Below are 19067 nucleotides of genomic sequence, written 5' to 3' on the forward strand. Positions count from 1 at the left end.
AACGTCAACACTGTGCCGCGGCCGTGGGTAGGTGGACCATGACGACCGGTGGGGCCGCGGACGCCCCACTGGGTCGGGAGCTGCTGCGGACGATGACCGAGACCGGGGCCTCGTCGGCCATGGTCTACGAGCTGGCGCCGGACGCCCCGGTGCTGCGGCTGACCGCACTGAGCGGCATCCCGCCGCCGGTGCTGGACCCCTGGCGGCGGATCGCGCTGGCCGCGCCCCTGCCGGTCGCGGTCGCGGCGCGCGGGCAGCGCCTGGTGTGGGCGGCCGGCCACCAGCAGCTGGCCCGGGACTTCCCCCGGACCGCGGTGACGCTGCCGTACGACTTCGCGCTGGGCGCGGCCCCGCTGAACGACGGCGCCGACTGCCGGGGCGCGGTGGTGCTGCTGTGGCCGGCCGGCCACGCACCGGAGCTGTCGGACGCCGAACGGATCGCGTTCGCCGCCGCCTGCCCGCGGCTGGCCGAGCTGCTGCCCGCGGGCCCCGGCCCCGACGGGCCGCTGGTGGTCCCGGTGCCCCCGGCCCGCACCGTCGAGCCCGAGCAGGCGCTGGCCGCGGTCGACTACGTGGAACGGCTGCCCGGCGGCGGCTGCGCGCTGGACATGGAGGGGCGGGTCACCATGCTGAGCGGGAGCGCCGCCCGGCTGCTGGGCGCCGGCGCGGCCCGGCTGCTCGGGTCCCGGCCCTGGGAGGCGCTGCCCTGGTTGGCCGGGCCGGTTTTCGAGGACCGGTGCCGGGCCGCGGTGATCAGCCGTCGCCCGGCGTCGTTCACCGCCCGCCGTCCCCCGGCGCAGTGGCTGACGTTCCGGCTGTTCCCCGACGGCCGCGGGGTGAGCGTGTGGATCAGCGCCGCGGACGACCAACCCGATCCGGAGGCCCGCTGGCCCGCCGAGGTCATGCCGCTGCGGGCCGGGCAGATGTACCACGTGCTGCACCTCGCGGCGGCGCTCACCGAGGCGGTGGGCGTCCAGGACGTCACCGAACTGTTCGCCGAGCAGATCGTGCCGGCCTTCGGCGCCCAGGGGATGATGATGTACGTCGCGGACTCGGGCCGGCTGCGCACCGTCGGCCATCGCGGCTATCCGCAGGCCGCCGTGGAGGCGTTCGAGGGGATCCCGCTCAGCACCGCGAACAGCCCCACCGTGCGCGCCCTGGCCACCGGCGAGCCCAGCTTCTTCAGCACCGTCGAGGAGACCGAGCGGTTCTTCCCCGGGCTGCCGGAACTGACCGGGATGGCGGCCCGGGCGGTGCTGCCGCTGATCGTCTCCGGCCGTCCGGTCGGCTGCTGCGTCCTGGCGTACCGCCGCCCGCGGACCTTCACCCCGTCCGAGCGGCAGGTGCTGACCTCACTGGCCGGCCTGATGGCCCAGGCGCTGGACCGGGCGTTCCTCTACGACACCAAGCAGCAGCTCGCGCACGACCTCCAGGCCGGGCTGCTGCCGCACCGCCTGCCACCGGTCCCCGGACTGGCGGTCGCCGCCCGCTACCTGCCGTCGACCCGCGGCATGGACATCGGCGGCGACTTCTACGACCTGATCAGGCTCGACGAGCACCAGGTGGCCGCCGTGATCGGCGACGTGCAGGGCCACAACGCGGCGGCCGCCGCGCTGATGGGCCAGGCCCGCACCGCGGTGCACGCCCACGCCTCGGCCGGCGCGGCACCGGACGAGGTGCTGGACCGCACCAACCGGCTGCTCTGCGACCTGGACCCGGACCTGTTCACCAGCTGCCTCTACGTCCACCTCGACCTGCGCACGCACCAGGCGTGCCTGGCCAGCGCCGGCCATCCGCCGCCGGTGCTGCGCCACCCCGACGGGCGCACCGAGGTACTGCGGGTGCCGCCCGGGATGCTGCTGGGCGTGGCGCCCGGCACCCGGTACTCCGCCACCACCGTCGCCGTGCCGCCCGGGGCGGTGCTCGCGCTCTACACCGACGGGCTGGTCGAGCGGCCCGGCCGGGACCTGGACGAGGGGGTGGCGGACCTGGCCACCGAGCTTTCCGAGGCGGACGTGGAGGTGGACCCCGGCACCCTCGCCGACGCCGTCCTGGCCCGGCGCGGGGCCCGGCGCGAGCGGCTGGACGACGTGGCGCTGCTGCTGCTCGCCCCGACCGGCGGCGGTCCGGGCGACGGCGCGTGAACGGGCCGTACCCGCAGCGGCGGCGCGCGACGGGACGCGGAGAGGAGGGCCGTCGATGAACGGGGAGCCGAGCGGGGAGCCGCCCGGCCCGGAGGAGCGCGGCTACCCGGCCGAGCAGGCGGCGCGGTGCGCGGGTCTGTCGGCGCTGGACGCCGCGGTGGTCGGGTGCCGGGCCTGTCCGCGGCTGGTGGCCTGGCGGGAGCGGGTGGCCGTGGAGCGCCGGGCGGCGTTCCACGACTGGGAGTACTGGGCGCGGCCGGTGCCGGGGTTCGGCCCGCCGGACGCGGCGCTGGCCGTGGTGGGCCTGGCCCCGGCCGCGCACGGCGGCAACCGCACCGGCCGGATGTTCACCGGCGACGCCTCCGGCGACTTCCTGTTCGCGGCGTTGCACGCGGTGGGCCTGGCCTCGCAGCCGACCGCCACGCACCGGGACGACGGGCTGGCGCTCCACGGGGTGCGGATCACCGCGCCGGTGCGCTGCGCGCCGCCGCAGAACCGGCCGACCGGGGCCGAGCGGGCGACCTGCCGTCCCTGGTTGGTGCGGGAGCTCTGCCTGCTGGCGCCCGGGCTGCGGGTGGTGGTGGCGCTGGGCGGGTTCGGCTGGGACGCGCTGTGGCCGGCGCTCGGCGCGGCGGGCTGGCCGGTGCCGCGGCCCCGGCCGGCGTTCGGCCACGGCGCGGAGGTGGCCCTGGCGGCGGGCGCGCGGCGCGGCGAGCTGCGGGTGCTCGGCTGCTACCACCCCAGCCAGCGGAACACCTTAACCCGCCGGCTCACCCCGGACATGCTGGTCACCCTGCTCGCCCGGGCCCGTGAACTCGCCGGGCTGTGAGACGGACCGAACGTCCCGGGGCCAGTACCCTCAGATGGGGTAAATACCCCATATAACGCATTCGCCCGGTCATCCGGCAGAGACGGAACGGCTCTGATGGTGGACTTCGAGGAGCACGGCCACGACGGGCGGCAGGCGCCGCTGGACATCGCCGACGCCGCCCTGGTGCTGTGCGACGCCCGCGGACGCGTGGAGAGCTGGCCGGACGGCGCCGAGCGACTCTTCGGCCACGCGGCCGCGGACGTGGTGGGACGGGCCGCGGCGTCCCTGCTCGCCCCGGACGACGCCGCCCGGCTGTCCGAGCTCGCCACCGAGTGCCGGGCGCACGGCGGCTGGAGCGGCACGCTCACCGCCCGGCGCAAGGACGGCTCCCTGGTCGACGTCACGGTGCAGCTGGCCCGGGTGACCGACGGCGACGGCACCCCGCACTGGCTGGTGGTGTCCGCCGAGGCGTCGTCGTTCCCCGGCTGGGAGATCAGCCGGGCGGTACTGGAGAAGCTCCTGATGCAGACGCCCGTCGGGATGGCCGTGGTCGACACCGACCTGCGGTTCGTGTGGTCGAACCTCGCCCTGGAACGGTTCGGCGGCGGCTCCGCGCACGAACGGATCGGGCGGCGGCTGGCCGAGGTCCAGCCGGGCCTCGACGCGGAGGCGCTGGAGGCCCAGATGCAGCGCGTCCTGGAGAGCGGCGAGCCGGTCCTCGGCTACGAACACATCGGGCGCCCGCAGTCCGAACCGCGCTACGAACGCGCCCACGCGATGTCGTTCGTCCGCCTCGACGGCGTCAACGGCCGCCCCATCGGCGTGTGTTACACCGTCCTCGACATCACCGAGCGGTACCGCAACCGGCAGCGGCTGACCCTGCTGGACCGGGCCGGCACCGCCATCGGCCAGTCCCTCGACGTGCTGCGCACCGCCCAGGAACTCGCCGACGTCGCGGTGCCCGACCTCGCCGACTTCGTCACCGTGGACCTGCTCGACTCAGTGATCCGGGGCGGCGACCCGCTCACCGGACCGCCCGGCGACACCGACCGAGTCGCCCTGCGCCGCGGCGGCCAGCAGTCGGCCCGACCGGGCGTCCCCGAAGCGGTCGTCGAGGTCGGGGACCTGGCGTCGTACCACTCCTGGTCCCCGCCCATCCGGGCCCTGGTCGACGGCAAGTCGTGGCGGGTGGAGTGGCTGGACCCGCAGGGCCCGGAGTGGGCCGCCGACATCCCCGGCGGCCGACGCCGGCTGCTGCGGGAACAGGGACTGCACACCGCGATGGTGGTGCCGATCCGGGCGCGCGGCACGACGATGGGCGTCACCAGCTTCTTCCGGCGGGCCCGCAGCGAACCGTTCAGCCCCGACGACCTGCGGCTGGCCGAGGAGTTCGTGGCCCGGGCCGCGGTCTGCCTGGACAACGCCCGCCGCTACACCCGGGAGCGCGCCGCGGCCCTCACCCTCCAGCGCAGTCTGCTGCCGCAGGGCGTCCTGGAGCACAGCGCGCTGACCCTGGCCACGTCCTACCGGCCCGCGGACGAGCTGGCCGGGGTGGGCGGCGACTGGTACGACGTGATCCCGCTGTCCGGGGCGCGGCTGGCGCTGGTGGTGGGCGAGGTCCGCGGGCACGGCATCGGCGCGATCGCCACGATGGGGCGGCTGCGCACCGCGGTGCAGACCCTCGCCGCCCTCGACCTGCGGCCGGAGGAACTCCTCGCCCGCCTCGACGACCTCGTCAGCCGGGTGTCGGAGGAGGGCGGCCAGGGCGCGGACGCCGGCGCGGTGGGCACCAGTTGCCTCTACGCGGTCTACGACCCGGTCGGCCGCTGCTTCACCATGGCCAGCGCCGGCCACCCGCCGCCGGTCATCGTCGCCCCCGACGGCACCGCCGCGTTCGCCGAACTGCCGGTCGGCCCCCAACTGGGCGTCAGCGGACTGCCGTTCGAGGCCGTCGAGGTGACCGTCAAGGAGGACAGCGTGCTGGCCCTCTACACCGACGGGCTGCTGGCCGGCGCGGGCCCCGCGACCGGCGAACCGGCCAAGGACCGGCTGCTGCACGCCCTCGCCGCCCCGGACGACTCCCTCGACGCGCTCGGCGAAGCGGTCCTCGGCGCCCTGGTGCCGCGCCGGCAGCACGACGACGTCACGCTGCTGCTGGCCCGGACCCGCGGCCTCGCCCCGGACCGGTTCGCCTCCTGGGAGCTGACCGCCGACCCGGCCCTGGTGGGCCGGGCCCGGGAGATGGCCGCGCAGCAGCTGACCGAATGGGACCTGCCCGCGCTGACGTTCACCACCGAGCTGGTGGTCAGCGAACTGGTCACCAACGCGATCCGGTACGGGTCGGGGCCGATCCGGCTGCGGCTGATCCTGGAGCACACGCTGATCTGCGAGGTGTGCGACGGCTCCAGCACCTCCCCGTACCTGCGGCATCCGCGGACCACCGACGAGGGCGGGCGCGGGCTGTTCCTCATCTCCCAGTTCACCCACCGGTGGGGCACCCGCTACACCACCGACGGCAAGGTGATCTGGGCGGAGCAGCTGCTGACCTGACCTGACCGGCCCGGCTCACCCGGCCGGCACGCCGCCCGCCGCCTGCGCCGCCGCCCGTTCCCGCGCCGCGGCCGCCCGCTCCGGTGCCCCCAACTGCTCCGCCAGACGGGCCTTGGCCGACCAGTTGTACGGGCAGACCGGCCGCAGCCGGCTGCGTTCGCTCAGCAGGGTGCCGGCCAGGTCGTGGCGACCGGCCCGGAGCGCGGCCTCGACCAGGGTGCGCTGGACCGCGTCGCGCTGGGCGTGGCTGCCGCCGAAGACGTGCAGCCGGTGGCGGACCGGCAGCAGCAGGTCGGTGGCGCCGGCGAAGTCCCCGCGGCCGTAGGCGAGCAGCGCCCGGCAGACGGGCAGGCCGACGTCGGCGGTCATCGCGCGGTTGGTGGGCGACGGGCCGGCGGGGACCCCGGCCAGCCAGCGCTCGCGGTCCCGGACCAGCCGCTCGGCCCGGTCCGGACGTCCCGCGCCGACGTACGCCATCACCGCGTGGGCGTCGTTGAAGGCGTAGTGCGGGCCGTCGTCGCGGCGCTCCCAGGCGTCGGCGACCGCGGCCCAGCGGGCGCCCTGGTCGTCCCCGTCGAGGTACAGGCGCCACAGCAGGGCGGCGGCGTCGATGAGTTCCATCGCCACGTCCGCGGAGTCGGCGTGGTGCACCGCGGCGTCGTAGATGTCCAGGACCCGTCGGGTGTCGCCGGCTTCCAGGACGAACAGGGCGTGGTGCCACCAGTTGTGGACGGTGAGCAGGGTGCCGTCCGACCAGGCGTCGGTGCGGGCGTCCAGGAAGCGCGCGCCGTCGGTGAACCGGCCGCGCATCTCGTAGGTGTGCGCCACCGCGTGGATGCCCCAGACGTCCAGCGGACTCCGCGCCAGGGCGGCCAGGCCGGTCTGTTCGGCGTGCTCGTAGTGGCCGTTCTCCTCCAGGCCGAAGGCGTACATGCCGAGTAGCGGGCCATAGTGCGGATCGTCCTCGTCCCAGGCGTCCAGCGCCCCGCCGACCCGGTCGCGCAGCCGCAGCGCGTCGCCGGTGAGGAAGTCGTGGTGATGGCCGGCGAAGAGGGCCAGCAGGTCGCGGGGGTGGGCGACGGCGATCTCGCCGAGGATCCGGCCGGCGGTGCCGTAGTCGCCGTCCAACCAGGCGCCCGCCGCGGCCAGGTGCATCCGCTCGCGCGCGGTGGTGCGGTCGACGTCGAGGGTGGCACGGAAGGCGGTGAAGGCGTCGCGGGCGGCCGCCGCGCCCTTCTCCTCGGTGCCCAGCACGCCCAGGTAGCCGGCGAGGGCGTGCGCCATCGGCGCGCGGGGCGCGGCGGACAGCAGCGCCCGTGCCCTCTCCTCGATGCGGGGACGGAAGAACAGCAGGTCGTCCAGGGCCCGTTCGTAGAGGTCGAGGGCTTCGGGACCGGTGTCGGTCAGGGCGTGCCCGTGCCGGTCGACTGTCATGGTGGCTCCTGCGGGGTGAGTGGGGGTGCCGCCGGATCCCGTCGGATCCGTGGATCCTTCGGTCCGGATCCACGGGCAGATAGGTACCCCCCTCGCCCGGCTCCGCCCCGTCTCCGCAGGAAAGGTCCCCTCATGCTCCCTCTGGACGGCATCACGATCATCGCGCTCGAACAGGCGGTCGCCGCGCCCTTCGCCACCCGCCAACTCGCCGACCTCGGCGCCCGGGTCATCAAGGTGGAACGCCCCGGGACGGGCGACTTCGCCCGCGGGTACGACGAGACGGTGCGCGGAATGTCCAGCCACTTCGTCTGGCTCAACCGCAACAAGGAGTCGATCGCGCTCGACGTGAAGCGCCCCGAGGACGCCGCGGTGCTGCGGCGACTGCTCGCCCGCGCCGACGTCTTCGTGCAGAACCTCGCACCGGGCGCCGCCGAACGGCTGGGCCTGGACGCGGCGGCGCTGCTGGCGGCGCACCCGCGGCTGGTCGTCTGCGGCATCTCCGGCTACGGCACCGGCGGCCCGTACGCGCACGCCAAGGCGTACGACCTGCTGGTGCAGTGCGAGACCGGGGCGATGTCGCTGACCGGCACGGAGCACGAACCGGCCAAGATCGGGCTGCCGGTGGCCGACATCGCCGCCGGGATGTACGCCTACAGCGGGATCCTGACCGCCCTCTACGAACGCGAGCGCACCGGCCGGGGCGGCGCCTTCGAGGTGTCGATGCTGGAGGCGCTCGGCGAATGGATGGGCTACCCCGCCTACTTCACCCGCTACGGCGGCACCACCCCGCCCCGCTCCGGCGCCGAACACGCCGCGATCGCCCCGTACGGGCCGTACCGCGCGGCGGACGGCGCACAGGTCTTCCTCGGCGTGCAGAACGAACGGGAGTGGGCGGCGTTCTGCGCACAGGTGCTGCAACTCCCGGAGCTGGCGACCGATCCACGGTTCGACAAGAACTCCGGCCGGGTCGCCCACCGGGCGGCACTGCGGGAACGGATCGAGGAACGGTTCGGGCGGCTGTCGGCGCGCGAGATCGAGGGGCGGTTGGCCGACGCCCGGATCGCCCACGCCCGGCTGCGGGACGTCACGGGGTTCACCGAGCACCCCCAGCTCGCCGCCCGGGACCGCTGGCGCACCGTGGACTCCCCGGTCGGCCCGCTGCACGCGCTGCTGCCGCCGGTCACCGTCCCCGGCCGGGAGCCCCGGATGGACCGGATCCCGGCCCTGGACGAGGACCGCGAGCGCATTCTGGCGGAACTCGACGGCACGTCAGGGCAAACGCCCGGCAACCGGTGACGCCCCTCTGGCCAGCGGCCCGGTGGCGTACGACGATGTCGACGCGGACCCGGCCGGCGGCGGGAGTCGGACGGCCGGGCCGCCCTCCTTCGAAAGGAATCCGTCCATGGGCAGACCCCTCGCCGCCCGCGACCGCTCCGTTCCCGCGCCGCTCGCCGCCCTGCTGGTGCTCGTCCTGGCCCTGCTCGCGCTGCCCGCACCGCCCGCGCACGCCGCCGCCCCCGGCGATCCGGCCTCCTCCGTCGACGCGTACTGGACCGCGGGGCGCATGGAGGCCGCCGAACCCGTGGCGGCGAAGGGAACCGTACCGGCCCGGCCGACCGCCGCGCCGGTACCGCCCAGCCACCCCTTCGCGGGACTGCCGCAGGTGGGCACCTTCTTCTGGACCGACGGCAGCAACACCGGCCGGTTCTGCGGCGGGACGGTGGTCCGCAGCCCGCACCGCGACCTCGTGGTCACCGCCGGACACTGCCTGCGCTCCGCCGACCCGAAGAAGTACCTGTCGTTCGTACCGCAGTACCACGACGGCCAGAAGCCGCACGGCATCTACCCCGTCGAGCGGGTCTACCTCGACCAGCGCTACTACGACCTGGGCACGGACGGCGGCGCCCGCTGGGACTACGCGGTGGTCCGGGTCGGGCCGCGCGCGGACGGCGCCCGGGTCCAACAGGTCACCGGCGGCTTCGACCTGCTCCCCTACCCCGGATACGACCACCGCGACGTCCGGCTCATCGGCTACCCCGGCAACAGCGACGCCCGCTACCCGCAGCCGCTGGACTGCTCCTCGGCCACCCACCGCTACACCAGCACCGACCCCGCCGCCCCGGGCGACTTCCTGGAGATCCCCTGCGCCGGCTACGTCGGCGGCACCTCCGGCGGGCCCTTCCTGGTACGGGACTTCGCGGGCTACGCCCTGATCGGCGTGATCGGCGGCTACCACACCGGCGGGGACACCCCGGACATCTCCTACAGCTCGTACTTCACCGTCGACATCGCGCTGCTGTACCTGCACGCCGTACGGGGCGACACCCCGGCGGCACCCCGCACCCCGGCCTGACGCACGGTCGGGCGTAGGGCATTCGTTCGTTTGTTCTTCACCCGGTGGACGGCCGGGTCCGGCCGGGTGCTTCTAGGGTTGCCGCGCTCCCCCACCCCCTACGCCCGTCACTCCTGTCCGGAGGACAGTCATGACCGCAGTCACGGCGCGCAAGCGCACCCGGCGTTCCCTCACCGCAGTGGCCGGCGCGGCGGCCCTCGCCGCCGCCTCGCTCGGGCTGTGGGCCGCGTCCGGCGCCACCGCCAGCGCGCAGGCCGCCGCACTCCCCGCCCCCGACCACGTGGTCGTGGTGATGCTGGAGAACCACGCCTACAGCCAGGTCGTCGGCAGCTCCAGCGCGCCCTACCTGAACTCCCTCAAGGCCGGCGGCGCCGACCTCACCCAGTCGTTCGGCCTCACCCACCCCAGCGAGCCGAACTACTACATGCTGTTCTCCGGCTCCAACCAGGGCCGCACGGACGACAGTTGCGTCCCGGTCGGGTCGATGTCCGCCCCCAACCTCGCCTCCGAGCTGCTCGCCGCCGGCCAGACCTGGGCGAGCTACAACGAGGGACTGCCGAGCCAGGGCTCCACGACCTGCAGCAGCGGGAAGTACGCGCAGAAGCACAACCCGTGGTTCGGCTTCTCCAACGTGCCGACGAACACCGCCAAGACCATGGCCCAGTTCCCGTCCGACTACAGCACCCTGCCGAAGGTCTCGTTCGTCATCCCGGACCTCTGCAACGACATGCACGACTGCTCGGTGGGCACCGGCGACACCTGGGTCAAGGACAAGCTCAGCGGCTACGCCGAGTGGGCCAAGACCCACAACAGCATGCTGGTCGTCACCTTCGACGAGGACAACCGCCTCTCCGGCAACCGCATCCCGACGCTGTTCTACGGCGCGCACGTCGCGCCCGGCAGCTCCAGCGGCACCACCTACAACCACTACAACGTGCTCCGCACCCTGGAGGACCTGGCCGGTCTGAGCACCCACGCCGGCAACGCCGCCGCCGCGTCCGACGTCACCGGCATCTGGAACTGAGGCCCGTGTACCTCGCGGACTCCCGCAACAGCACCGCCGGCACCCCCGGTCCCGCCGCCGCCCCCGGCACCACCCGCCCGGGGCGGCGGCCCGCGGTCCCCGGCACGGTGCTCGCCCTCGGCGCGGTCAGCCTGATCACCGACGTCTCCGCCGAGATGATCACCGCGGTGCTGCCGCTGTACGTGGTCACCGCCCTCGGACTGTCGCCGCTCGGCTTCGGCCTGCTGGACGGCATCAACAACGGGGTGGGGGCACTGGTCCGGCTCGCCGGCGGCCACCTCGCCGACGGCGGCGGACGCCGGCACAAGGTGGTGGCCGGCCTCGGCTACGGCCTGTCCGCGCTCTGCAAACCCCTGCTGCTGATCGCCCAAGGACTGCCGGCGATCAGCGCCGTCCTGGCCGTGGACCGCGCCGGCAAGGGACTGCGCACCGCGCCCCGGGACGCGATGATCTCGCTGTCCACCCGCCCCGAACACCGCGGCCGGGCGTTCGGCGTGCACCGCGCGATGGACACCGCCGGCGCGCTGCTGGGCCCGCTGGCGGCGTTCGCGGTACTGCGGATCGCGGTCGACGGCTACGACGCGGTGTTCACGGTGAGCGCCTGCGTGGCGGCGCTGGGCGTACTGGTGCTGGTGCTCTTCGTCCCCGCCCGGCCCGGCGGCGAACCCCGCACGCCCCGGCCCGCCGCCACCGCCCCGACACCCGCCCGCCCCGCACTGCGTGACTCGCTGGCGCTGCTCCGCCGCCCCGCACTGCGCCGACTGACGCTGTGCGCCGCACTGCTGGGGCTCACCACCGTCAGCGACGCGTTCCTCTACCTCCTCCTCCAACGCGAACTGGGCGTGCCCACCGAACTGTTCCCGCTGCTGCCGCTGGGCACCGCCGCGGTCTTCCTGCTGCTCGCCGTGCCGCTGGGCGCACTCGCCGACCGGGCCGGCCGCCGCCGGCTCTTCCTCGCCGGCCACGCCGCGCTCCTCCTGGCGTACGCACTGGTCCTCGCACCGCTGCACGGACCGGCCACGGTGGTCGCGGTGCTGGTCCTGCACGGCGCGTTCTACGCGGCCACCGACGGGGTGCTGGCCGCCGCCACCGCGAGCGCCGTCCCGGCCGCACACCTGGGCGCCGGACAAGCCCTGGTGGGAACCGGCCAGGCGCTGGCCCGGTTCGTCTGCTCACTGGCGTTCGGCGCGGCCTGGAGCCTGTGGGACGGACGGTCCGCGCTGGCGGTCACCGCCGTCGCCCTCGCCGCCGCCACGGTCGGCGCCGCCCGACTGCTGCGGACCCCCGACGCACCGGACCGAAGCCCCGGCGGCACCGCCGACGGCGACCGCCCCACCCCCGAGGGAGCACCCCGATGAACCGCAAGACCCGCCTGGCCGTGCTGCTGTTCGCGGTGGTGCTGCTGGGCACGGTCGGCACCGCCGCGGTGCTGCGGGCCGCCGACCGGTCCGCCGTCCGCGACCGGCAGCAGGCCGACGGCCCGGAGGTCCGCACCGGCGACGTCCGGCTCGCCCCCGACGGACAGCGGCAGTTGCTGGTGCGCAACCTGGCCTGGGGCCCGCACCGCGACGAGATCGCCACGGTGCCGGCCGACCACCCGCAGGGGCCCCGCACCGCCTCCGGCGTGAAATGCCTGCGCTTCCACGCCGCCGCCGGCACCGGCATCTGCCTCCAAGCCGAACGCGGCACCCTCCAGGACAGCTACCGGGCGGTGGTCCTCGACTCCCACCTGCGGGTGCGGCACAGCTTCGCCGCCCCCGGCATCCCCACCCGCGCCCGGGTCTCCCCCTCCGGCCGGACCGTCGCCTGGACGGTCTTCGTCAGCGGCGACTCGTACGCGGGCACCGCCTTCTCCACCCGCACCGCGATCGCCGACACCCGCACCTGGGCGCTGGACGACAACCTGGAGGAGTACGCCGTCCGCAAGGACGACCGGCCCTACCACGCCTCCGACATCAACGTCTGGGGCGTCACCTTCGCCGACGACACCCGCTTCTACGCGACCCTCGCCACCGGCGGCCGCACCTACCTCGTCCGCGGCGACCGCACCGCCCGCACCCTCACCACGCTGCACGACAACGTCGAGTGCCCCTCGCTCTCCCCCGACGGCACCCGGATCGCGTACAAGAAGCGCGTGCCCGGCGCCTCCCCCGACGCCCCCTGGCGGCTCTACGTCCTGGACCTCGCCACCATGAAGGAGACCGCCACCGCCGAACACCGCAACATCGACGACCAGGCGCTCTGGTCCGGCAACGCCACCCTGGTCTACGCGCTCCCCGGCGACTACGGCTCGGACCTGTGGACGGTCCCGGCCGACGGCTCGGGCACCGCCCGGCGGATGATGACGTCCGCGGTCGCCCCCGCCTACCTCGGATGAGGCGGCGCTCCACGTGCGGTGTGCACCGGATGAGACGGGCCGCCGGGCAGGCGTGGGCCGCGCGGGACCGGCAGCCGATGCCGAACCGGGTCAACCCCAGAACTCCCGCAGGGCCGCGTTGACGGCGGCGGGCTCCTGGGTGTGCGGGTAGTAACCGGGCACCCGCAGGAGACGACCCCCGAGGGAGCCCGTGAGGGACTCGGCCACGGCCACGAGGGGAAGCCCCACGTGCTCGCGGTAGGCGGCCGGCGCGCGCTCCCAGGTTCCGCAGATCACCAGAACCGGCAGGGCCGCGCCCCGGACCACCTCCAGCGGGATCTCCGCCTCCCAGACCGGCCGCTCCCTCATGGAGGTGGCAACGGCACGGAGCCGGCGCGACGTGGGCTCGGGCATGGCCATCCCCAACCCCTCGGTGGACGCACGGAGATACTGCTCCGGCGTGACACCGTCCGGGACGCCCGGGGCACCGTCGCGCACCCGGTCGAGGAGATCGGCGACGACTGGATGGTGCGCGGCGGCGGTGAAGGCGGACGGCTGGATCAGGGCAAGGGAGCGGACGAGGTCGGGTCGGCGCGCGGCGGCGATGAGCGCGGCCACGGCGCCGTTCCCGTGCCCCACGAGGTGGGCGCCGCCGAGCCCCACGGCGGAGGCCCCGTCGCCGAGAACCTCCACGACGTCCTCGGCATCGACGTCGAAGTCGCTGCGCGCGGTGTCCGGGCTGTCGCCATAGCCCCGACGATCTAACAGGAGGAGCCGCCTACTGTCCGCGAGGGGCCGCTGCCCCGCAAACCCGTACATGGAGTCGCTGCCCCAGGTGAAGATGTTGTGGACGAAGAGGGCCGGGGCAGCCGCCGCCGGGGCCCCCGAAGCTGTCGGGGCCCGGCTTCCCGCGACCCGATCGCGGTCATCCCACACGGTCACGTGCACGGCTGCCATAGGTCATCCTCCCGAAGCCGAGGAACATCAACTCCCGTGAGACTAAACCTCGATCACCACCGCTATGCACCCCTCCGCCAAACGAGCCGTCCTCAGCATCCCGGACCAGGCACGGCAGCAGAACACGTACCCGCCCGCGGTGCCCACCCGGGAAACCGGAGAACTCGTCTCGGACGCCGAAAATCGCCGAGACACCCGCCTCCTCAAAAGATCACTTCAGGGACAGACCGGTGAATCGAGGCTCACCCACACCCCCGCTTCCGCCCGTGACCTGGCGACCGGTCCAACCGCTCCCCCGTCTGACCGGTCGCCAGGTCACGGGCGAGCGACACCTGGGACAACAACACCGCCCCCCACAGGATCAGGCCGACGCCCAGCGCCTCCGGCACCAGCCACCAGCCGATGCGGACCCGCTCGTCGAACAGCGTCACCCCCAGCGACAGGCTGATCAGCGCGTCCCCCAGGGTGAGCACCGGCTGGGAGGCGGTCAACGGACCGGACTGCATCGCGTTCTCCATCATGAACAACGCCAGCACACCCGTCAGCGCGAAACCGTAGGTCTGCCACGACACGAAGAACTCCGCCGGACCGCCGCGCTCCCACGCATGCGTGGCGTCCTTGAGCAGCGCGGCGGTGAGCGCGTACCCCACCGCGGTCGCCGCACCGAAGCAGGCCGCGCGCACACTGCCGGCCCCGCGGCGCAACCCCGCCCCGACCGTCACGGCGATCACCGACACACACACGACCAGGGCCGGCACCCAGCGGCTCAACGGGGCGTGGTCCCGGCCCACGGTCGGCGCAGCAGCCGCCAACGCGGTGCCCAACCCCACGACCAGCAGGCCCACCCCGGCCCAACCACGCCCCGAGATCCGCACCGGCACCGGCCCCCCGAGCAACACCCGGCCGATGAGCAGGGCCAACGGCAGCTCCAGCACGAAGAGCGGCTGCACCACCGACAGCGCGCCCAACGACAGCGCCAACGCCTGGAAACAGGCGGCCGGCAACACCATCAACATCCCGCCCAGCCACGCCGCCCGATGCAACAGGTCGGCGAAGAGGCCGAGCCGGAGCCGGGCGGAGACCGGCACGGTGCGTGCCGCACGGCGCTGAAGCACCGTGGACAGCGCGTTGCACGCCGCCGCGAGCACCGCGAAGACGACGGGCACCCACACCGTCACGCGCCCACCTCTCCCTCGGCCGACCCCGCCCCCGACGCTAACCGCAGCCCGGCCGGGCCGCCCGGCACGGACGTGCAGGAGGGTCCGCCACTGTCGTTCGTCCGCGTGACGTCCCGGCGCGTCGCTTGGCCACCGGGCGCGCCTCCCGCACCGTGAGACCGTGCGCCGCATCTCTCCTCTCCTCGCCACCGCGCTGGCCGCCGCGTCCCTCGCCGCGGCCGGCTGCACCTCCGCACCCGCCGCCGGCCCCGGCCCCGGCGGCTCGACCCGGCGCACCATCGCCCCGGGGCGGCTCTCGCCGCTGCTCATGCCGTGGCCGGTGGTGGCGGAGGGCCAGGCGGGACCGGAATCGCGGTCGGTACTGCGATGGGAGCATGTGGCGATCGGTTGACGCCCGGCCGGCCCACGGGCCCCAGCCCCCACACACGACCCGGCACCCCTCCGGGACCGGCTGCACCACATCCGCGCCGACGCGCTCTACGGCGAGCCTGCGGCGGGCTTCGTCCCACGTTGTCGGCGTTCCCGCCGTGGGGGTTGCCGTTTTTGCGCCTGCGGCGCGGGGCGTTGTCGGCCGTCCCGCCGTGGGGGTTTTGCCGTTGCGCCTGCGGCGCGGGCGGTGTCCGCTGCGCGGGGCTGTTGGGGCCGGTGGCGGGCCGGAGGGGGTGGTGTGCAGGACTGCTGCGCTTTACGTCCGCGACCCCCCCCCCCCCCCCCCCCCCCCCCCCCCGGGGGGGGGGGGGGGGGGGGGGGTGGGGGGGGGGGGGGGGGGGGGGGGGTTGTCGCCCCCCCCCCCCCCCCCCCCCCCCCCCCCCCCCCCCCCCGGCCCACCCCCGACACCCACCACGGAGAGAAGGCGACGCACCCGCCCAGCACACCCCACCGCTCCCGCCGAAGGCGGGCAAAGACCACCGGCACCCCCACGGCGGGACAGCCGGCAACGTGGGCCGCCCACCCACCGGCAAGGGCTCAGCTGTGACCGAGCTCCTCCGCCGGCCCACCGTCCTCGACGGACCCGCCGTCGACCGCCGGCCGGATGGCCACCGGCTCGACCACGGTCTCGTCCAGCACCGGCTCCGCCGGCCGCGGCGGCTTCGGCATGACGGCGGCTTCCGAGTGCGCCCCGCACCCGTAGGACAGCGAGACGACGCGGCCGTCGGCCGGCGAGAACTCGTTGGCGCAGACACCGAACGCCTGCCGCAGGGAGCCGGCGATCGGGGTCAGGAAGCCGCAGCTCATGCAGGTGGCGGGGGCCGCCTGGGCCATCGGGGTCTTGGGGCCGAAGGCTTCTTCCCAGCGGTCGGCGGCGGCGTGCAGGCCGTAGCGCGACAGGACCCGGGCGCGGGCCATGCCCAGTTCCTCGGCGACCGCGCCGACGCTGCCGCGGCCGGGCACCGGCTGGATCGCGGGCGAGCCGGGGACGACGACCGCTTCCTCGGTGTCGGCGACGTCGGCGGCCATGCCCTCGGCTACCGGGGAGTTCGGCGGCGGCGCGTCCTCGCCGCTGAAGCCGGGCTCCAGGCGCAGGTCGTCGGACTCGGTGGGCAGCAGGTCGCCGGGGCCCATGTCGCCGGGCCGCAGCCGCTCGCTCCAGGGCACCCACTCGGGGGCCAGCAGCGCGTCGGGGCCGGGCAGGAGGACCGACTCGTCGAGGGTGACGGCCTTCGCGCGGGAGGCGCGGGTGACGGTGACGGCCCAGCGCCAGCCGCGGTAGCCGGGCTGCTTGCAGTCGAAGAGATGGGTGACGACGCGGTCCGCCTCGGCGACGGCGTCGACGTGCTCGCCGACCGTGCCGGGCGTGGCGGTCTCCTCGGCCGCCTTGCGGGCAAGGTCGACCGCCTCGGCGCACAGCCGGTCAGGGGTACGGCTTCGCATCGCAGCACTCACAAGAATCGATTCTCTCTTCCACGCCGTCTCACGAGCGCGCCAGCCGGGGCTGTCCTGGTCCTGTCCGGACGACCGGCGGTACCGGGGCGGGCGGAGCGGACCGGGGGACCGCGTCGACGTCCGCGCCCGGTTGGATCGTTCGGTCGAGCGCACCTCTTACGTCCTATTCTGCGGGATCGCAGGGAAATGAGGTACGCGGCCGGAACGGACCGCCGGTGGCGCTCTGGACACGCTACCCCTTCAACGCTGCACGACCCCTCGGCGGGAGCAGCAAATATCTCCGACCGTAACCGGCCAGTCGGGCCACGGGTGCGGCCGGTCGGCCGGTGCGCCCCGCCGGAGCGGGGGGGATAAATCGCCCCCTCTGGGGCGAGTTGGGGCAGTATGACCGGGTGGCTGGCGTCGGGGCGACGAGGGGGTCGAAGGCCCGCCGGGCGGGCCGCGCGATCGGACGCGCACTGCACCGGCCGCTGCGCGGCGCGGCCCGGCAACTACGGCGCGCCACCCATGCGCAGGGCGCCGGGGAATCGGGCCTGGCACAGCTGATCGAGCTGCACGCGGTGAACGCGGCCGGCGACATGATGATCACGATCGCGCTGGCCTCGACCGTGTTCTTCTCGGTGCCCACCCACGAGGCACGGGGCCGGGTGGCGCTGTACCTGCTGGTCACCATGGCGCCGTTCGCGCTGCTGGCGCCGGTGGTGGGCCCCCTGCTGGACCGGGTGCCGCACGGCCGGCGGGCCGCGATGGCCGGCGCGATGCTGGCCCGGGCGCTGCTGGCGCTGTCGATGTCCCGGGCGGTGGCCGACGGCGGGCTGGCCCTGTATCCGGCGGCGCTGGGGGTGCTGGTGGCGTCGAAGGCGTACGGGGTGGTGCGCAGCGCGGTGGTGCCGCGGCTCCTGCCGCCGCGGATCTCCCTGGTGAAGGCCAATTCCCGGGTGACGCTGGCGGGGCTGCTGGCGACCGGGGCCGCGGCGCCGGTCGGCGCCGGACTGCACCTGATCGGGCCGGCCTGGCCGCTGTACGGCGCATGCGTGGTGTTCCTGGCCGGGACGTTCCTGTCGTTCTCGCTGCCGCACGCGGTCGATTCGGGCAAGGGCGAGGCCCGGGCCCGGCTGGCGGCCGGCGACGGCGCGGCACCCGCGGGGGCGCAGGGCCGGCGGCCGGGGCTGCGGACCGTCGGCCCGGCCGTGCTGCACGGCCTGCGCGCGAACGCGTCGCTGCGGGCGCTCTCCGGATTCCTCACCTTCTTCCTCGCCTTCCTGCTGCGCGAGCACCCCCTGGGCGGGTTGGGCGCGGCGGCGTCGCTGGGCCTGGTCGCGGTGGCGGCCGGGGCGGGGAACGCGCTGGGCACGGCGGTCGGCGCCTGGCTCAGGGCACGCGGCCCGGAGCCGATCATCGCGGCGGTGCTGGGGCTCGCACTGTCCGCCACGGTGCTGGCGGCGCTCTGCTACGAGGTGCTGGCGGTCGTGGTGGTGCCCGTGGCGGCGGCCGCGGCGGGGCTGTCCCAGGCACTGGCGAAGCTGTCCCTGGACGCGATGATCCAGCGCGACGTGCCGGAGGCGGTGCGGACCTCGGCGTTCGCCCGGTCCGAGACGGTGCTCCAGCTGGCGTGGGTGGTGGGCGGCGCCCTCGGGATCGCGCTGCCGCTCATCGGCCCGCTGGGTCTGGCCGTGGCCGCGGCCCTGGTGGCGGCGGGCGCCGCGGTGGCCGTGCGGGGGCTGCTGGGCGCGGCGCGCCACAGCGGCCGGCCGGCCGCCCGGGTGGGGTGACGCGGGGTCCGGGGCGCCCCGTGCGGCGGCCCGTGGTGCGGCGCGCCGCACCCGCGCGTGGCGAGCGCCGGGACGCCCGATAGCCTGCCCCGTATGACCGCTGCGTTGATCTCCCGGGGCAAGGGCCGCCGCGCCGCCGCTGCCCTCGGTGCCGTGACCCTGGGCCTGCTCACTCTCTCCGCCTGCCAGCAGCCGACCTCGTTGGCGACGGTGACCGTCGGCACGCAGACGGTGACGGCGGAGGTGACCCCCGGCTGCGACGGCGACGGCAAGTCCCTCGACAAGCAGGCCGTGCAGAGCTGCATCGCCAAGAAGGGCGAGGGGACCATCACCGTGCGCCCGGGCGAGCGGGTCCGCGTGGGCGTCGACCCGAAGGTCGCCAAGGTCGGCTGGTTCGTCGTCGGCGGCGGACCGGTGATGGCGGCGCCCAGCACCGACACGTACCGCACCTTCAGCACCGACGAGCTGTTCAAGGCCATGAACCCGGCGACCGGTCAGTCCGAGTCGCTGCGCGAGGTGACCCTGATGGTCGCCGAGGCCGGCAAGGCCCAGGGCTCGGGCCCGATGGCGCTGTGGCACTTCAACCTGAAGCTGAAGGACTGAG

At 75.1% G+C, this 19067-nt stretch carries 15 protein-coding genes; 11 read left to right on the forward strand and 4 right to left on the reverse strand.

Translation table 11 applies throughout. From position 1 onward, the window contains the following. Positions 1-38 precede the first annotated feature (38 nt). The 3 genes from ACLJT4_RS20005 (at position 39) to ACLJT4_RS20015 (ending at position 5505) form a co-directional block, all read left to right on the forward strand. Positions 39-2144 (forward strand): PP2C family protein-serine/threonine phosphatase, encoded by a 2106-nt coding sequence (locus ACLJT4_RS20005; RefSeq protein ID WP_411123635.1) that lies wholly within the window; start codon positions 39-41, stop codon positions 2142-2144. A gap of 55 nt (positions 2145-2199) precedes the next feature. Further along, on the forward strand, positions 2200-2973 hold the full coding sequence (locus ACLJT4_RS20010) for a uracil-DNA glycosylase (protein ID WP_411123637.1): 774 nt from the start codon (positions 2200-2202) through the stop codon (positions 2971-2973). A 96-nt stretch (positions 2974-3069) separates the two neighbouring features. Further along, on the forward strand, positions 3070-5505 hold the full coding sequence (locus ACLJT4_RS20015; protein WP_411123639.1) for a SpoIIE family protein phosphatase: 2436 nt from the start codon (positions 3070-3072) through the stop codon (positions 5503-5505). A 15-nt stretch (positions 5506-5520) separates the two neighbouring features. On the opposite strand, the gene ACLJT4_RS20020 is transcribed toward ACLJT4_RS20015, so the two are convergent. After that, the gene (locus ACLJT4_RS20020; protein ID WP_411123641.1) at positions 5521-6939 is read right to left on the reverse strand and encodes a tetratricopeptide repeat protein; all 1419 of its coding nucleotides are present in this window, start codon (positions 6937-6939) and stop codon (positions 5521-5523) included. A 132-nt stretch (positions 6940-7071) separates the two neighbouring features. On the opposite strand from ACLJT4_RS20020, the gene ACLJT4_RS20025 reads away from it, so the two are divergent. From ACLJT4_RS20025 to ACLJT4_RS20045, 5 genes are all read left to right on the forward strand, one after another. Continuing rightward, positions 7072-8235 (forward strand): CaiB/BaiF CoA transferase family protein, encoded by a 1164-nt coding sequence (locus ACLJT4_RS20025; protein ID WP_411123643.1) that lies wholly within the window; start codon positions 7072-7074, stop codon positions 8233-8235. 106 nt (positions 8236-8341) lie between these two features. Continuing rightward, positions 8342-9292 (forward strand): trypsin-like serine peptidase, encoded by a 951-nt coding sequence (locus ACLJT4_RS20030; protein WP_411123645.1) that lies wholly within the window; start codon positions 8342-8344, stop codon positions 9290-9292. Positions 9293-9422: 130 nt separating this feature from the next. Further along, positions 9423-10316: an alkaline phosphatase family protein gene (locus ACLJT4_RS20035; RefSeq protein ID WP_411123647.1), complete on the forward strand. Its 894-nt coding sequence runs from the start codon at positions 9423-9425 to the stop codon at positions 10314-10316. A 5-nt stretch (positions 10317-10321) separates the two neighbouring features. Continuing rightward, a complete protein-coding gene (locus tag ACLJT4_RS20040; RefSeq protein ID WP_411123649.1) occupies positions 10322-11674 on the forward strand; it encodes an MFS transporter in 1353 nt (450 codons plus the stop codon). Continuing rightward, positions 11671-12693 carry a TolB family protein gene (locus tag ACLJT4_RS20045; RefSeq protein WP_411123651.1) on the forward strand — a complete coding sequence of 341 codons (1023 nt, stop codon included), beginning with the start codon at positions 11671-11673 and terminating at the stop codon, positions 12691-12693. Before ACLJT4_RS20040 ends, ACLJT4_RS20045 begins: the two co-directional genes overlap by 4 nt. A gap of 90 nt (positions 12694-12783) precedes the next feature. Here ACLJT4_RS20045 and ACLJT4_RS20050 read toward each other — a convergent pair whose 3' ends face one another. Continuing rightward, the gene (locus tag ACLJT4_RS20050) at positions 12784-13629 is read right to left on the reverse strand and encodes an alpha/beta fold hydrolase (protein ID WP_411123653.1); all 846 of its coding nucleotides are present in this window, start codon (positions 13627-13629) and stop codon (positions 12784-12786) included. A gap of 242 nt (positions 13630-13871) precedes the next feature. Continuing rightward, positions 13872-14807: a DMT family transporter gene (locus ACLJT4_RS20055; RefSeq protein WP_411123655.1), complete on the reverse strand. Its 936-nt coding sequence runs from the start codon at positions 14805-14807 to the stop codon at positions 13872-13874. A 160-nt stretch (positions 14808-14967) separates the two neighbouring features. Between ACLJT4_RS20055 and ACLJT4_RS20060 the strand changes: the two genes are divergently transcribed. Next, the gene (locus tag ACLJT4_RS20060) at positions 14968-15198 is read left to right on the forward strand and encodes a hypothetical protein (RefSeq protein ID WP_411123657.1); all 231 of its coding nucleotides are present in this window, start codon (positions 14968-14970) and stop codon (positions 15196-15198) included. Positions 15199-15773: 575 nt separating this feature from the next. Here ACLJT4_RS20060 and ACLJT4_RS20065 read toward each other — a convergent pair. Next, positions 15774-16679, reverse strand: a complete 906-nt coding sequence (locus ACLJT4_RS20065; protein WP_411123659.1) for a DUF3027 domain-containing protein — start codon at positions 16677-16679, stop codon at positions 15774-15776. Between the two features lie 404 nt (positions 16680-17083). Here ACLJT4_RS20065 and ACLJT4_RS20070 point away from each other — a divergent pair, with 404 nt between their 5' ends. Both ACLJT4_RS20070 and ACLJT4_RS20075 read left to right on the forward strand, forming a co-directional pair. Beyond that, positions 17084-18463 (forward strand): MFS transporter, encoded by a 1380-nt coding sequence (locus tag ACLJT4_RS20070; RefSeq protein ID WP_233658580.1) that lies wholly within the window; start codon positions 17084-17086, stop codon positions 18461-18463. Positions 18464-18556: 93 nt separating this feature from the next. After that, the gene (locus ACLJT4_RS20075) at positions 18557-19066 is read left to right on the forward strand and encodes a hypothetical protein (RefSeq protein ID WP_016572561.1); all 510 of its coding nucleotides are present in this window, start codon (positions 18557-18559) and stop codon (positions 19064-19066) included. Position 19067: the final 1 nt, after the last annotated feature.

Source organism: Streptomyces sp. x-19 (genome assembly GCF_046549115.1).
Taxonomy (GTDB): Bacteria; Actinomycetota; Actinomycetes; order Streptomycetales; family Streptomycetaceae; genus Streptomyces; species Streptomyces albulus_C.

What these genes read in the sequence shown, in the direction of transcription:
- ACLJT4_RS20005 (WP_411123635.1), top strand. Translation starts at nt 39, where the DNA reads ATGACGACCGGTGGGGCCGCGGACGCCCCACTGGGTCGGGAGCTGCTG.
- ACLJT4_RS20010 (WP_411123637.1), top strand. Translation starts at nt 2,200, where the DNA reads ATGAACGGGGAGCCGAGCGGGGAGCCGCCCGGCCCGGAGGAGCGCGGC.
- ACLJT4_RS20015 (WP_411123639.1), top strand. Translation starts at nt 3,070, where the DNA reads ATGGTGGACTTCGAGGAGCACGGCCACGACGGGCGGCAGGCGCCGCTG.
- ACLJT4_RS20020 (WP_411123641.1), bottom strand. Translation starts at nt 6,939, where the DNA reads ATGACAGTCGACCGGCACGGGCACGCCCTGACCGACACCGGTCCCGAA.
- ACLJT4_RS20025 (WP_411123643.1), top strand. Translation starts at nt 7,072, where the DNA reads ATGCTCCCTCTGGACGGCATCACGATCATCGCGCTCGAACAGGCGGTC.
- ACLJT4_RS20030 (WP_411123645.1), top strand. Translation starts at nt 8,342, where the DNA reads ATGGGCAGACCCCTCGCCGCCCGCGACCGCTCCGTTCCCGCGCCGCTC.
- ACLJT4_RS20035 (WP_411123647.1), top strand. Translation starts at nt 9,423, where the DNA reads ATGACCGCAGTCACGGCGCGCAAGCGCACCCGGCGTTCCCTCACCGCA.
- ACLJT4_RS20045 (WP_411123651.1), top strand. Translation starts at nt 11,671, where the DNA reads ATGAACCGCAAGACCCGCCTGGCCGTGCTGCTGTTCGCGGTGGTGCTG.
- ACLJT4_RS20050 (WP_411123653.1), bottom strand. Translation starts at nt 13,629, where the DNA reads ATGGCAGCCGTGCACGTGACCGTGTGGGATGACCGCGATCGGGTCGCG.
- ACLJT4_RS20065 (WP_411123659.1), bottom strand. Translation starts at nt 16,679, where the DNA reads ATGCGAAGCCGTACCCCTGACCGGCTGTGCGCCGAGGCGGTCGACCTT.
- ACLJT4_RS20075 (WP_016572561.1), top strand. Translation starts at nt 18,557, where the DNA reads ATGACCGCTGCGTTGATCTCCCGGGGCAAGGGCCGCCGCGCCGCCGCT.